Below are 15,030 nucleotides of genomic sequence, written 5' to 3'. Positions count from 1 at the left end.
AGGTGGAAACCGCCCCCACCACGCAACCCCACCCACCATGCCCTAGGCTCCCCACCCATGGACAGCCTGTGGAACACCGACACCGTCTGGCTCAACACCGCCCAGTACGGCATCCCACCCACCACCGCACACCAGGCCCTCACCCACGCCACCCACGCCTGGCACACCGCCACCGCCAACCCCCACCACTGGAACCAGGCCACCGAAACCACCCGCACCCGCTTCGCCCAACTCCTCAACGCCCCCACCGACGACATCACCCTGGGCGCCAGCACCGCCCAACTCGTCGGCACCATCGCCGCCTCCCTCCCCGACGGCGCCCACATCCTCCTCCCCGAAGGCGAATTCACCTCCACCACCTTCCCCTTCCACGCCCAGGCCGACCGAGGCATCACCGTGCACACCGCACCCCTGCACGCCCTGGCCGACCACATCATCCCCACCACACACCTCGTCGCCTACAGCCCCGTCCAATCCTCCAACGGCGCCCTCGCCCCCACCGACGACATCCTCACCGCCGCCCGCACCCACCACACCCTCGTCCTGGCCGACGCCACCCAAGCAGCAGGCTGGCTCCCCCTCGACGCCACCCGCTTCGACGCCCTCGTCTGCTCCGCCTACAAATGGCTCATGGCACCCCGAGGCCTGGCCATGGCCTACCTCTCCCCCCACCTACGCACCCAACTACGCCCCACCAACGCCGGACCCCTCGCCGACGCCGACCCCACCACCGCCTTCTACCGCGACCACTTCACCCCCGACCCCACCGCCCGCGCCTTCGACCTCTCCCCCAACTGGCTCGCCGCCGTCGCCGCCGCACCCGCCCTGGACACCCTCCTCCACCACGGCACCAACCACATCCACACCCACAACACCCGCCTCGCCGACCGCTTCCGCGCCCACCTCGACCAACCCCCCGCCCACTCCGCCATCACCACCGTCAACCACCCCGACGCCCTGACCACCCTGCGCCAAGCCGGCATCATGGCCACCGAACGCGACGGCCACACCCGCCTGGCCTTCCACCTGTACAACACCGAAGCCGACGCCGACCTCGCCGCCAAGACCCTCACCACCTGACCCCCACACACACAAAAAAGGGGACCGGCGCGCCCACCCAGCACACCAGCCCCCACACCCACCCTCAGGGAACGATCCCCGAACGCTCGGGCCGCACGTTCCCCATCACCCGCGTCACCACGATCTCGATCACCGCCCGATCCGGATTCTCACGCGGCTCCCGATACCGCAACGCGTACCGGCGCACCGCCTCAGCCACCGCCTCCGGATCACGACTCACCCACGCCTCACCCTCCAACGTCGACCACAGGCGCCCCTCCACCTGACACACCGACACCCGCGCCCCCGGCCTCGCCTCAAGGTTGCGCACCTTGAAACTCGACCCCGCGGAGATCACCCGCGCCACGTGCCGCTCCGGGTCATAGGTCACCCCCACCGGCACCTGGTGCAGACTCCCGTCCGGACGCGGCGACGCCAACGTGCACAGACGCCGCTCACCCCAGAACACCAGGAACGGATCCGTCTCCTCCAGCACGGACTCCCCCTCCACCCCACGCACACCTGGCTCTCCCACCACAGGACCCCCTCCACGCTCGAACAACTCCCCCCACCCTCCCAGCCCCACCACCACCGCCCACACCAACCCACACGAAAGAGACCCCCCATGTACACCGCCACCACCCCCCACACCAGCGGCCACCTCACCCGACCCGACGGCCACCGCCTCTTCTGGCAGGAATGCGGCAACCCCCACGGCACACCCCTCCTCGCCGTCCACGGCGGCCCCGGCTCCGGCTCCCACCCCCACTGGTCCGCCCTCACCAACCCCGACCACTACCGCATGATCCTGCTCGACCAACGCGGCACCGGCCACAGCACCCCCGACATCGCCCACCCCACCGCCGACCTCACCACCAACACCACCCCCCACCTCATCGACGACTTCGACGCCCTACGCACCCACCTCGGCATCACCCGCTGGCACGTCCTGGGCGCCTCCTGGGGATCCTGCCTCGGCCTGGCCTACGCCCAAGCCCACCCCGACCACGTCATCTCCCTCACCCTGTTCGCCGTCACCACCGGCACCCGCGCAGAGATCACCTGGATCACCCACGACATGCGCCGCGTCTTCCCCGAACAATGGGAACGCTTCCGCGCCGCCGCCGGACCCGACGCCGACCCCCGCGCCCTGCCCGCCGCCTACGCCCACCTCCTCGCCGACCCCGACCCCCAGGTCCGCCACGACGCCGCCCAGGCCTGGTGCGCATGGGAGGACACCCACGTGGCCACCGTCCCCGGATTCACCCCCAACCCCCGCTACGCCGACCCCGCCTTCCGGCTCACCTTCGCCCGCGCCGTCACCCACTACTGGGCCAACGACTGCTTCCTCGCCCCCAACCAACTCATGGACGACCTCGACCGCGTCACCCACATCCCCGCCACCCTCATCAACGGCCGCCTCGACATCAGCGGCCCCGCCGACACCGCCCACGACCTCGCCCAACGCTGGCCCGCCGCCGAACTCGTCATCGTCGACGACGCCGCCCACACCTCGGGCACCCTGGGCATCGGCGCGGCCGTGGTCGCCGCCACCGACCGCTACGCCCACCTGGACTGACCCACAGGCAACAAAGGGGGGACCGGCCCCCACCGGTCCCCCCTCTCAGGCCCTACGCCAACTCCCGCACCAACCCCACCGTGCGCTCCAACTCCTCCTCCGAGTTGTAGTAGTGCACCGACGCCCGCACCACCGCGTGCCCCGGGCCCGGAGACCACCGCTGATCAAAGGGCCGCGCCACATTCGCGCGCACCCCCCGCTCCCGCAACGCCCCCACCACCCACTCGGCCTCACGCCCGGCCACCGAGAACGTCACGATCCCCGACAACTCCCGCCCCCGGTCATGCACCACCACCCCCGGCACCCCCACCAACGCCGACCGCAACCACCCCGCCAACCCACCGATGCGCTCCCGCGCCCACCCCATCCCCACCCGCCGCGCGTAGGAGGCGGCCACCCCCAACCCGACCTGCGCCGCCACCGCGTGTTCGAACACCTCGAACCCCGCCGCGCCGGGCAACACCCGGTACTCCTCCGGACCACTCCACCGCCCACCGACGTGGTTCACCGCCAACGGCTCCCCCAGCCGCGTCCCCGCACGCACGTACAAGAACCCCGTCCCCCGAGGCGCCCGCAGGAACTTACGGCCGGTCCCCGAGAGCAGGTCACACCCGATCCGCTCCACGTCCACCTCCCACTGCCCCACCGACTGGCAGGCGTCCAACAGATAGGTCACCCCGAACCGCCCGCACAACGCCCCCACCACCTCAGCCGGATTCACCAACCCGCTGTGCGTGGGCATGTGGTTGATCGCCACCAACCCCACATCCCCGCGCCCCAACTCCTCCTCCAACACCGCCACATCCACCACCCCGTCGGCGTCATCGGGCACCACCTCCACCCGCACCCCACGCAACGCCGCCAACCGCAACAACCCCACCCCGTTACCGGAGTACTCACTGGTCGTAGTCAGCACCCGCTGCCCCGGCTCCAACACCACCGCCCCCACCGCCATCGACCACGCCTGCGACGCCCCCTCGAAGAACACCACCTCCTCCGGCGACGCCCCGATCAACGCCGCCACCTCCCGCGTGGAACCCTCCACCGACTCAGCGGCCACATCCCGCGCCTCGTACCCGCCCACCCGAGCCTCCAACTCCAGATGAGCCACCACCGCCTCGTGCACCGGGGACGGCACCAACGCCGACCCCGCGTTGTCCAGGAACACCAACCCCGCACACCCCGGCGTCTGCGCCCGCAACTCCGCGACGTCCACCAAGCACCACTCCTCACGTCCGCCAACACCCACCCCCGAACCCTGCCCCACCCGCACCGCACCCACCACCCCCGCACCTGACCAGATGTGGCCCACACCGCCCCCGCCGCCCACCCACCACAGACCAACCCACCCCCCGCCATCAGCCACAATGGCCAACAACCCACACCACCCCGAAGAAAGGGCCCCCGGCTGCCATGGCCATCCCCAAAGCCGAACTCCACCTCCACATCGAAGGCACCCTGGAGCCCGAACTCGCCTTCCACCTCGCCGACCGCAACGGCATCACCCTGCCCCACACCGACATCCAGGCACTGCGCGACGCCTACTCCTTCACCGACCTCCAGTCCTTCCTGAACCTCTACTACGCACTCATGGACGTCCTGCGCACCGAAGCCGACTTCCGCGACCTCGCCGAGGCCTACCTCACCCGCGCCGCCACCCAGGGCGTCCGCCACGCCGAGATCTTCTTCGACCCCCAGGCCCACACCAACCGCGGCATCCCCCTGGACACCGTCATCAACGGCCTGGCCGCCGCCCTGGACACCAGCCTCGAACGCCACAACATCTCCACCACCCTCATCCTGTGCTTCCTGCGCGACCGCCCCGCCAGCGAAGCCATGGACACCCTCAACGCCGCCCGCCCCCACCTGCACCACATCAGCGCCGTCGGCCTGGACTCCGCCGAGATCGGCAACCCACCCGAGAAGTTCACCGACGTTTTCCAAGCCGCCGCCGACCTCGGACTGCGCCGCGTCGCCCACGCCGGAGAGGAAGGCCCCGCCGACTACATCTGGCAGGCCCTCAACCTCCTGGGCGCCGAACGCATCGACCACGGCATCCGCTGCCTGGACGACCCCGCCCTGGTCACCCACCTGGCCACCACCCAGACCCCCCTCACCGTCTGCCCCTTCTCCAACGTGCGCCTGCGCGCCGTCGACACCCTCGCCGACCACCCCCTGCCCGCCCTCATGGACGCCGGCCTGCTCGTCACCGTCAACTCCGACGACCCCTCCTACTTCGGCGGCTACGTCCACGACAACTACCTCGGCCTCCAAGAACATCTGGGCCTGGACCACGACCACCTGCGCACCCTGGCCCGCAACTCCTTCACCGCCTCCTTCCTGCCCGAGGAACGCCGCCAGGCCCTGCTCGCCGAAGTCGACGCCTACACCTTCTGACCCACACAACCTCGAAGGGGCCCCGCGCACACGCGAGGCCCCTTCGACGTTCGACCGATCACCGCCAGGCCAACGACTGACCGTGCTCCCCCGTGTAGGCCACCACCCGACCGTCCACCGCCAACGTGAAGTCGTTCCCCACCGGCGGCCGAGCCCCCTCCCACTCCGGGAAGACCCGCCACCCCTCGTTGGACACCCAGTGCCCCGGCAACCCGCCCATCAGCCGCTCCAGATCCGCGCGCCCACCCTCGGACAGGTAGGCCGCCACCGCACTGTGCAACACCACCAACGTCGCCCCCTCGGGCGCCCGCGCCGCCAGCTCCGGCAGGGCCTCCACCAGGTCCCCCGCCACCATCACCGGCGGATCGGCCGCCACCACCGACGCCGCCGCACGCAACCGCTCCACCCGCTCGCGCCGGTGCTCCCCGGGCCAGACCAGCGACTCCAGCCAGCGCACGTCGCCCTCGTCACCGGCGTCCAACGGGTTCAGGTCCAGCCCCGCCCGCCACACCACGTCCGGCACCCGCCCGGGCAGGGGCACGCCACCACTGGTGCGGCACTCCAGCAGCACCGGACTCTCCCGCGGGCCCAGGGGTACGCCCCCGTCGTAGGAGTACCGGTACCGGTCCGGGTACAGACACAACCCCGCCGAGGCCCCCACCTCCACCAGTGCCAGCGGACCCTCCAGCCGCGCCAGGACCGGCAACAGCGTCGCGCACCGGCGCACCTCGTTGGTCTGGGTCATGCGCGCCATCACCACACCGCGCACCCGGTCCCAGTGTTCGGCCACCCAGTCCCGGAACCCCTCCCAGGTCCCGGTCGGCCCACCCAGGTAGCGCACCGCCCCCAGCAGCAGGTTGGGTTGGCGTTTGTTCCCCTCCGGCAGGGTCAGCACCAGGTCCTGCGTCCGCGCGTCCCCGGCCACCCCCAGGGCGATGCGCTCGTAGTCGGGCGAACCCCCACGCGCGTAGCTGGTCGCCAACCACCGGTACCGGTCGGCGACCCGTGCGCGCTCGCGCTCGGCCGCCGTGTCAGCACTCACCGTCGCACCCTCCTCCACGAAGACACCAGGTGCGCGGCAACCTACCGCCTCCGGTGCGGACCCCCGCGGACCGCCCCCTCCCCACGGTCCCCCACACTCCCGGAGACACCGTCACACGACCACACACCCCACCACACCAACCGAAGGACACCCCAAGTCCCACAAAAACCCCACCAAGCTGATGTCCCCCTCACCCACCCGCCCCTACGCTGAACAACGAGACCAAGGACACGAACACATAACGAGAACTCTCACACGCCCGGGACGATCCCAGGCAGGAGACAACCACCCACAGGAACGGACACCCGTGAGGCTCTCCACCCGCCACCACCTACGGCACACCACCCACCACACCCCCACCGCAACACCCCTGCTCACCCTCCACGACGTGTCCCTCACCCACCCCACCGAACCCCACCCCCTCCTCCACCACCTCGACCTCACCATCAACCCCGGCCAACACATCGCCCTCATCGGCCTCACCCCCACCGCCACCCGCGCCCTCACCCACCTCCTCCACCACCACACCACCCCCACCACCGGACACATCACCACCCACACACCCCTACACACCACCCACCCCAACGCCACCCTCGCCCAAACCATCACCGGCCACACCCACCCCAACCCCCACGACCCCCACCTCACCCACGCCCTCACCACCACCCACCTCGACCCCCGCCACCTCAACACCCCCACCGCCGACCTCGACCCCACCCTCACCACCCACATCCACCACGCCCGCACCCTCTACGCCCACCACACCGGCGCCCGCCTCCTCCTCATCAACCAACCCACCACCCCCACACCCCGCCCCACACCCACCACCGCCCACCTCACCCTCACCAACCACCCCTCACTCGCCCGCACCGCCGACCGCATCCACCTCCTCCACCACGGACACACCACAGAAACCGGCACCCACCACCAACTCCTCCTCCGCGGCAGCACCTACGCACGCCTGTACGCACTCCAGAGCACCCCCACCTAAACTGACCCCGTGCCACCCATCACCAAGGAACTCACCGTCGGCCAGGTAGCCGAACGCGCCGGAGTCGCCGTCTCCGCCCTGCACTTCTACGAACGCCAGGGCCTCATCCACAGCCGCCGCACCACCGGCAACCAACGCCGCTACCGCCGCGACACCCTCCGCCGCGTCTCCTTCATCCGCATCTCCCAACGCGTGGGCATCCCCCTGGCACGCATCCGCGACGCCCTGGACCAACTCCCCGAGAACCGCACCCCCACCCGCTCCGACTGGGCCGCGGTCTCCGCACAGTGGCGCGACGAACTCGACGCACGCATCACCCAGCTCATCCGCCTGCGCGACGACCTCACCGGATGCATCGGCTGCGGCTGCCTGTCCCTGGACACCTGCGTGCTCTCCAACCCCGACGACGAACTCGCCTCCACCGGCCCCGGCCCCCGCCGCCTCATGGTCGACTCCTTCAAAGGCGAGGACTAAACCACCCCAACACCGACCGGGACACGGCGTCGCACTCCGCGACACCCACCAACGGGCCCGACCAACGCCCCCCGATCAGGCGCACAAGCAGCGCCCCACCCCACACACGACGAAGCGGCGGCACCCCAGGGGCACCGCCGCCACACACACCCGCTACAGACCAGCGGCCTCGTCACGCCCGCGCCGGGCCAGCTCGTCGGCGCGTTCGTTTCCCTCGTCGCCGCTGTGCCCGCGCACCCACTTCCACTCCACCTCGTAGCGCGAGGCCACCTCGTCCAGGCGCTGCCACAGGTCCACGTTCTTCACCGGCTTCTTGTCGGCCGTCTTCCAACCGCGCTTCTTCCACCCGTGCACCCACGAGGTGATGCCGTTGCTGACGTAGGAGGAGTCGGTGTGCAGCAGCACCGGCACGTCGCGTTTGAGGCTCTCCAGTGCCTGGATCGCCGCCATGAGCTCCATGCGGTTGTTGGTGGTCTGCGCCTCGCTGCCGAAGAGCTCGCGTTCGTGTGCTCCGTAGCGCAGCCACACACCCCAGCCCCCCGGGCCGGGGTTGCCGCTGCACGCCCCGTCGGTGTAGATGACCACGCGTTCCGTCGACTCCTGGTCGACCTCGTCCCCGTTGTGCATGCGGGGCAATCTACCGCCCTCGCCGGTCACGAAAAGGCCACAACCCCCATGACAAGAGCCACTTACAGGGCCAATCAGCACCAATGGAGCCCACAAACCAACCATTGCGGACGACCACCCTGATCAAAGGCGCCCCCGACCCCACACAGGACCGGCCACCCGTAGACCCCCTCCCCGGGTCGCCCGCCCCCGAACACGCCGATGGGGGCGCACCGGGACACACCCGGTACGCCCCCACACGAGGCTCAGAAAGGCTCTACTCCGCCAGTTCGCTCTCCAGCTCCCGGGCGCGCTCCTCCCGGCGGGCGAACACGTTGTCGGCCATCTCGTTCATCTTCTTCAGCACCCGCTTGCGCTCACGCGCGGAGAGCCGGTCGACGTAGAGCTTGCCGTAGGTGTGGTCGGTCTCGTGCTGCAGGCACCGCGCGAAGTAGCCGCTGCCACTGAGCACCACCTCACCGCCGTCCCTGTCCAGGCCGCGCACCGTGGCGTGCTCGGCCCGCCCCAGGTCCGCGTGCGGCCCGGGCACCGACAGGCACCCCTCGCTCTCCACCACCACGGCGTCGTCGAGGTCGCGCTCGTCCAGGACCGGGTTGACCACGTGCCCCACGTGCCGCACCCCGTCGTCGTCGTGGCAGTCGTAGACGAACAGGCGCAGGTCCACTCCCACCTGGTTCCCCGCCAACCCCACGCCCTCGGCGGCGTACATCGTGACGAACATGTCGTCGATCAGCCGAGCCAGCTCGGCACCGCCCAGCATGGAGGCGGGGACGTCGGCGTTGGGCCGGTGCAGGACCTCCTCACCGGTGACCGTGATCCTCAGGACACGGCCCCGGGCGGCCTCGGGGGCCAGATCGGGATAGTCCGACACCTCCCGGCCCTGGACAACGGTTACGGGCACGGGCATGGACTGCTCCGACATGGTCCTTCTCTCAAGGCGGGCTCAAGGGGATGGGCGGCCACAACACCGCCAACCACGAAAAATAGCACGAACCGACAGGTCACGCCGGTGCGCGATGCCCCTGGGCGCCGACCCCTAACGGAACCACGCGTTGCCCTGAATGAAGCACCGCGCCAGGTAGTCGCGCAAGGACACCACCACCAGCCGCCTGCGGTCGCTCTCATGATCCCACACGACGATGCCCGGACCGTAGTCCGTGTGCACGTAGGCGAACTGGGGTCCCATGTCGGAGTCGCCGAAGAAGATCATCTCGTCGAAGGGGGCGTACAGCTCCAGGTAGTCCGGTTCCTGGCGCATGGCCAGGTTGTCCTCCAGCAGTCGGCGGGCACTCCACACCACCGCGTCCCCGTACTCGTTGGTCACCCCGTCGGTCTCCCTCAGCAGGGAGGCCAACTCGAACGGCAGGGGCAGCATCAGGTGCTTCTCGACCTCGGCCAGGGTCACCTCGTCGGCCGGATCGCTCAGATCGGCCTCGGGATACATCTCCAGGATCAGTTCACGCCACACACCCACGATCATCACAGGTCGTGGCAAGACACGGGAAATCGTGGTCGGCGAGTTGCGCCGAAAATCAACCGAATCCCCACCCACATCCACCACAAAACACCACCCAAGCCCCATAGCCGCCCACCCATGGACCAGCGGGTCAGCCCTCGCACCCATCACACCGAAGATCCACGCACACGCCCTATGTCCCTAATGCCCATAAACGCCATGGATGTCACTCTGCGTGCACACACCATCACCATTAGCACATAATGCAAGGCATGAAACACACCACACCACGGCTCCTCGCCGCCCTCGCCCTCACCGCGGCCGCCCTCCACGCGCCCACCCCCGCACACGCGGCCGAACACCCAGGCCAGGCCACCACCTACCCCGGCCACACCACCAGCCAGTACGTCCCCCTCACCAACGCCACCACCCACCACGCCCACCAGTCCGGCTGCACCCAGGCCAAGACCAAAACCCCCGGCGTCCGCGTCCTCTTCTTCGGCACCCAGGAGAAGAACAACCAACTCCGCGAACCCGGCACCAGCGCAGGCACCACCACACCCCGCACCCACACCGACAAAGCCATCGAATACGCCCACCACTGGGCCCGCGGCTACGCCGAGTGCGACACCACCAACACCCCCACCCACCTCGCCCTGGGCATCAACAACAAGGACGACGGCGGCATCAACGGCACCACCGCCGGACGCCAGTGGGCCACCCTCGTCGACAACGCCCGCAAAGCCACCACACCCCAGGTCACCCTCACCGCCGCCATCGACGCCGAACCCTCCTGGTCCACCCCCGCCTGGGCCCGCGACTGGATCAAGGCCTACACCGACGCCACCACAACCCCCCTCTACGCCGCCAACTCAGCCGACGGCTGCCCCTCCACCGGCAACGGCTCATGCAACAACGGCTGGACCCTCAAGGACGTCCACCTCGCCTCAGGCGGCAACCAACCCACCGTCGCCACCATCCCCCAGATCTACCGCACCGACGGCATCCAAGCCCGCCAGTGGGCCAACATCAGCAACTGGGGCCACACCAACACCGGCGACCCCCTCCGCTTCGCCGCCGCCATGTCCCAGAACACCGCCTGCGAACAGCGCACCTGCAACAACACCGACAACACCCCCCAACAGGCCTGGACCCAACTCAAACAAGCCCTCGACACCCACGCCAACACCCGCATCACCCACCTCGGCCCCGCCACCGACATGCGCTGGCCCTAAACCACACCCACAACACGCCACCACACACGAACACACCCAAAACCACCCCACCCACCACCAAGGCCCGGGTTCACACGAACCCGGGCCTCACCCACTCCCAACAGGGGAGCCACCACCCCCGCGACCACCCACACCCACCCCCCAGAATAGAAACGGAAGGCGCCCACCACCCACCACCGGAGACACCACCATGGCCACCACCAGCCCCAGAACCGGGCCCCTCACCCACCTGGCCTACACACTCCTCCTCGTCTCCCACAACACCGCCGCCTTCCTCCTCACCCCACTCGTCCTCGCCTCCTCCCTCCTCACCCTCATCTGGATCGGCCTCCCCTTCACCATCCTCACCGCCACCACCCTGCGCACCATCGCCAACGCACAACGCACCACCCTCACCCACCTCAACCCCCACCAACCCGTCCCCGCCACCTACCGCCCCATGCCCCCCACCGGAGTCCACGCCCGCGTCCGCGTCATCCTCACCGACCCCGCCACCTGGCGCGACATCCTCTGGCTCGCCTCAGCCCCCCTCCTCACCCTCCTCGCCCTCCTCAGCTACACCCTCTACGCCCACGCCCTCTACCAAACCCTCTACGCCCTCATCCTCTGGCGCCACACCCCCGGCCTCTACGGATTCATCACCCCCCACACCCCCACCGAAGCCCTCCTCGCACTCATCCCCGCCGCACTCACCCTCCTCCTCGCCCACTTCCTCCACCCCCTCACCACCAGCGCCCACCACAAACTCGCCCGCATCATCCTCGCCCCCTCCGAAAAAGCCCGACTCACCGCACGCGTCGCCCACCTCGCCACCAGCCGCGCCGACACCATCGACACCCAGGCCGCCGAAATCCGCCGCATCGAACGCGACCTCCACGACGGAGCCCAAGCCCGCCTCGTCGCCCTCGGCATGAACCTCGCCATGGCCGAACAAATCGTCGACACCAACCCCCACAACGCCAAACACATGCTCGCCGAAGCCCGCGAAACCACCCGCAGAGCCCTCACCGAACTCCGCGACCTCGTCCGCGGCATCCACCCACCCGTCCTCGTGGAACGCGGACTCGACGGAGCAGTCCACGCCCTCGCCCTCACCCACCACCTCCCCATCACCGTCACCACCAACCTCAACGGCAGACCCGCCGACCCCGTCGAATCCGCCGCCTACTTCGCCATCGCCGAACTCCTCACCAACACCGCCAAACACGCCCACGCCACCCACGCCTGGGTCCACATCAACCACGGCCGCCAACGACTCGTCACCACCATCACCGACAACGGACAAGGAGGCGCCAAACCCACCCCCGAAAGCGGCCTCACCGGCATCGCCCGACGCCTCGACTCCTTCGATGGCACGATGAACATCACCAGCCCCCACGGCGGCCCCACCATCGTCACCCTGGAGATCCCATGCGCGTTGTCATCGCCGAAGACCTTGCCCTCCTCCGCGACGGCCTGATCCGACTCCTCGAAGCCCACACCTTCACCGTCGTCGCCGCCGTCGATAACGGACCCGACCTCCACACCGCCCTCATCGACCACAAACCCGACGTCGCCGTGGTCGACGTCCGCCTACCCCCCACCTTCACCGACGAAGGCCTCCAGGCCGCCATCGGCGCCCGCACCCAGATCCCCGGCCTGCCGATCCTCGTCCTCTCCCAGCACGTCGAACAGCTCTACGCCCGCGAACTCCTCTCCGACGACGCGGGAGGCGTCGGCTACCTCCTCAAGGACCGCGTCTTCGACATCAACCAGTTCATCGAGGCCATCCGCCGCGTCGCCGCCGGAGGCACCGCGATGGATCCCGCCGTCATCTCCCAACTCCTCGCCCGCCAGGACCAGAGCGGCCCCCTCGCCCAACTCACCCCCCGCGAACGCGAGGTCCTCGCCGAAATGGCCGAGGGCCGCTCCAACTCCGCCATCGCCGGACGCCTCTACATCACCGAAAAAGCCATCAGCAAACACATCAACAACATCTTCACCAAACTCGACCTGCCCCCCTCCAGCGACGACAGCCGCCGCGTCCTCGCCGTCCTCGCCTACCTCAACGGCCAATGAAAAAAGGCCGCGGCCCCCACCGGGACCACGGCCACACACCCACCTCAACCACTACTCACGACGCACCCGATACAGCCCGTCGATCTCCTCGGAGAACGCACGCAACACCGCCTCACGCCGCAACTCCCCCGAAGGACGCACCAACCCCGACTGCACCGTGAACTCCTCGGCCAACACATGGAACGACCGCACCGCCAGATGCCGCGGCACACTCCGGTTGGCCTCGTACACCAACCCCTGCACCTCCCGCAGCAGATCACGGTCCCCCGCGATCTCCTCCGGCGCCATCGACAACGGCCGACCGTTCACCAGACGCCAGTACTCCAACTGATCACGCACCAGCGTCACCAGGGCACTCGCGAACGGCCGCCCCTCCACGATCACCAACACCTGACTGATCAACGGATGCGACCGCAACCGAGCCTCGAAACCCGCCACCACGTCGGCGTCCCGCGACCCGTCACCCACCGCCGCGAACTCACCCGTCCCCGACAACTCCCCCCGAGACCCCCCGGCATCCACCGCCGGAGCGACCTCCAACTCACGCGTCGGAGCCTCCACCACAGGCAGCGACGCCGTGGCCACCACCCCCGGAGCCACCTCCGTCTCCGGCTCGGCCACCACGTCGAGCACATTCGCCCGAGGCACGAACCGCCCCGGAACCTCCGCCACGGACGCCTGCGGACGCACCCGCCCCCGCACCCGGACGAACCCCTCAGCGTCCTCCTCGGCCAACACCCCCGTGGCCAACCAGCCCTCCCGGAACGCCGACCGCGAACCCTCACCGTCCGCCCAGTACCCCAGGAACACCGCACCGCCGCGCACGAACAACTCACCCTCGCGCGACACCCACACCTCACGCCCCGGCATCGCCTGACCCACCGAGCCCGCGACCCGCTCACCCGGCGCGTTCGCCACGAACACACCCGCCGTCTCAGGCACACCGAACACCTGCATCACCGGCACACCCACACCGCTGAAGTAGCTGTCCAACCGATCCGTCAGCCCACCGCCCCAGCACACCGCCAGATGCACCCGGCCACCCAGCATGTCCCGGATCTTCGAGAACGACCAGTCGTACATCGACCGCGACAACCGACGCCAGGCACCCTTCTTCGGTGACTGGTCGAACGACACCGCCGCGTCCATCGCCGCGTTGAACGTCCCCACCGAGTCCCAGTCCGTGGAGTGCGCCGTCGCCCGCTCCGAACCGTGCACCCGCTCGAACAGGTGCGGTCGGCACACCAGCACCGTCGGCCGGAACCGGTCCAGCTCACGCCGCAACCGCCCCGGAGCCACCAGACCCACCCGGACCCGGCCCACCACGCACGCCACCAACGACGCCAACCCCGGCAGCTCCGACATCGGCAGGTCCAGCACCGCGCTCGCCCGGCCCGGAGCCAGCTCCGACAACCGTGGCCACATCCGGTCAACCAGGTCAGCCGCCGCCGTCAGCAGCGCCCCGTGCGACAGCACCACACCCCGCGTCCGCCGCGAGACCGTGCTCATCGGGTACAACACCACCGCGGGATCGTCGGCGACCACCTCGTCACGACGGAACCGCACCGCCGAGGCGTCCATGTACGTCCCCAGACCCGCCACCACCGGCAGGCCCTCCTCGTACCGCCACACCCGGCCCAGGTCCGGCAGCTCACGCTGCAACCCCACGGCCGTCCGGTACTGGCGCTCCCCCTCGACCACCGCGGCCGCCGGACGCGTCTCACGCACCACGTGCTGCACCCGCTCCGCTGACGCCGTCCTCGGCAGCGGCACCAACACCGCCCGCACCGACCATACGGCGAACGCGAAACGCACCCAGTCATGGTGCGAGTCGGCCACCAACAGCACCCGGTCACCCTCGGCGACACCGGCCGCGACCAGCCCCTTCGCCAGAGCCGTCACCTCGGTGGCGAACTCCCCGGCAGTCCGACGCTCCCAGTCCCGACCCTCCAACACGGAGAACACGTGCGCGTGGGCGTCCGTGGTCGCCACCTCGTAGATCAGGTCACTCAACCCGGAGTGTTCTCGAGCCAACGAACCGGGGGTCTCGCCCATACCCACTCATCCTCTGTCGCGTCAGTAGGCGGGCCCGACACGATCCCCACCCGCCTC

The 15,030-nt window shown here is 69.6% G+C and carries 15 protein-coding genes; 8 read left to right on the top strand and 7 right to left on the bottom strand.

Annotated features, from left to right (window positions below; genetic code table 11):
* Positions 1–57: 57 nt before the first annotated feature.
* The gene (locus D452_RS0105805) at positions 58–1,080 is read left to right on the top strand and encodes an aminotransferase class V-fold PLP-dependent enzyme (RefSeq protein ID WP_017543205.1); all 1,023 of its coding nucleotides are present in this window, start codon (positions 58–60) and stop codon (positions 1,078–1,080) included.
* Positions 1,081–1,144: 64 nt separating this feature from the next.
* Here the strand turns inward: D452_RS0105805 and D452_RS0105800 are convergent, their stop codons facing one another.
* The gene (locus D452_RS0105800) at positions 1,145–1,555 is read right to left on the bottom strand and encodes a pyridoxamine 5'-phosphate oxidase family protein (RefSeq protein WP_239646327.1); all 411 of its coding nucleotides are present in this window, start codon (positions 1,553–1,555) and stop codon (positions 1,145–1,147) included.
* 129 nt (positions 1,556–1,684) lie between these two features.
* Between D452_RS0105800 and pip the strand changes: the two genes are divergently transcribed.
* A complete protein-coding gene (gene pip / locus D452_RS0105795) occupies positions 1,685–2,638 on the top strand; it encodes a prolyl aminopeptidase (protein WP_017543203.1) in 954 nt (317 codons plus the stop codon).
* Positions 2,639–2,690: 52 nt separating this feature from the next.
* Here the strand turns inward: pip and D452_RS0105790 are convergent, their stop codons facing one another.
* A complete protein-coding gene (locus tag D452_RS0105790; RefSeq protein WP_017543202.1) occupies positions 2,691–3,854 on the bottom strand; it encodes an aminotransferase class V-fold PLP-dependent enzyme in 1,164 nt (387 codons plus the stop codon).
* 197 nt (positions 3,855–4,051) lie between these two features.
* Between D452_RS0105790 and D452_RS0105785 the strand changes: the two genes are divergently transcribed.
* Complete coding sequence (locus D452_RS0105785) at positions 4,052–5,035, top strand: adenosine deaminase (protein ID WP_017543201.1); 984 nt, start codon at positions 4,052–4,054, stop codon at positions 5,033–5,035.
* Between the two features lie 58 nt (positions 5,036–5,093).
* Here D452_RS0105785 and D452_RS0105780 read toward each other — a convergent pair whose 3' ends face one another.
* Positions 5,094–6,077 (bottom strand): DUF2332 domain-containing protein, encoded by a 984-nt coding sequence (locus tag D452_RS0105780; protein WP_026129002.1) that lies wholly within the window; start codon positions 6,075–6,077, stop codon positions 5,094–5,096.
* Between the two features lie 307 nt (positions 6,078–6,384).
* Here D452_RS0105780 and D452_RS30660 point away from each other — a divergent pair, with 307 nt between their 5' ends.
* Positions 6,385–7,068 (top strand): bacteriocin/lantibiotic ABC transporter, encoded by a 684-nt coding sequence (locus tag D452_RS30660; protein WP_026129001.1) that lies wholly within the window; start codon positions 6,385–6,387, stop codon positions 7,066–7,068.
* Between the two features lie 9 nt (positions 7,069–7,077).
* Entirely contained in the window at positions 7,078–7,542 is a 465-nt protein-coding gene (soxR, locus tag D452_RS0105770; RefSeq protein ID WP_017543199.1) for a redox-sensitive transcriptional activator SoxR, read from the top strand.
* A 153-nt stretch (positions 7,543–7,695) separates the two neighbouring features.
* Here soxR and rnhA read toward each other — a convergent pair whose 3' ends face one another.
* From rnhA to D452_RS0105755, 3 genes are all read right to left on the bottom strand, one after another.
* A complete protein-coding gene (rnhA, locus tag D452_RS0105765; protein ID WP_017543198.1) occupies positions 7,696–8,169 on the bottom strand; it encodes a ribonuclease HI in 474 nt (157 codons plus the stop codon).
* Between the two features lie 256 nt (positions 8,170–8,425).
* Positions 8,426–9,091: a peptide deformylase gene (gene def, locus D452_RS0105760; RefSeq protein ID WP_017543197.1), complete on the bottom strand. Its 666-nt coding sequence runs from the start codon at positions 9,089–9,091 to the stop codon at positions 8,426–8,428.
* Positions 9,092–9,205: 114 nt separating this feature from the next.
* Positions 9,206–9,649 carry an SMI1/KNR4 family protein gene (locus D452_RS0105755; protein ID WP_017543196.1) on the bottom strand — a complete coding sequence of 148 codons (444 nt, stop codon included), beginning with the start codon at positions 9,647–9,649 and terminating at the stop codon, positions 9,206–9,208.
* A 248-nt stretch (positions 9,650–9,897) separates the two neighbouring features.
* On the opposite strand from D452_RS0105755, the gene D452_RS0105750 reads away from it, so the two are divergent.
* From D452_RS0105750 to D452_RS0105740, 3 genes are all read left to right on the top strand, one after another.
* A complete protein-coding gene (locus D452_RS0105750) occupies positions 9,898–10,860 on the top strand; it encodes a hypothetical protein (RefSeq protein ID WP_017543195.1) in 963 nt (320 codons plus the stop codon).
* A gap of 190 nt (positions 10,861–11,050) precedes the next feature.
* Entirely contained in the window at positions 11,051–12,319 is a 1,269-nt protein-coding gene (locus D452_RS0105745) for a sensor histidine kinase (RefSeq protein WP_017543194.1), read from the top strand.
* On the top strand, positions 12,271–12,918 hold the full coding sequence (locus tag D452_RS0105740; protein WP_017543193.1) for a LuxR C-terminal-related transcriptional regulator: 648 nt from the start codon (positions 12,271–12,273) through the stop codon (positions 12,916–12,918). The genes D452_RS0105745 and D452_RS0105740 overlap by 49 nt, the downstream gene beginning before the upstream one ends.
* A 51-nt stretch (positions 12,919–12,969) precedes the next feature.
* On the opposite strand, the gene D452_RS0105735 is transcribed toward D452_RS0105740, so the two are convergent.
* Complete coding sequence (locus tag D452_RS0105735) at positions 12,970–14,973, bottom strand: AMP-binding protein (protein WP_017543192.1); 2,004 nt, start codon at positions 14,971–14,973, stop codon at positions 12,970–12,972.
* Positions 14,974–15,030 lie beyond the last annotated feature (57 nt).

It is taken from the genome of Nocardiopsis prasina DSM 43845 (assembly GCF_000341265.1).
Classification (GTDB): domain Bacteria; phylum Actinomycetota; class Actinomycetes; order Streptosporangiales; family Streptosporangiaceae; genus Nocardiopsis; species Nocardiopsis prasina.
The sequence above is the reverse complement of the archived record's forward strand: the minus strand, read 5'-3'. Positions and strand labels throughout refer to the sequence as shown.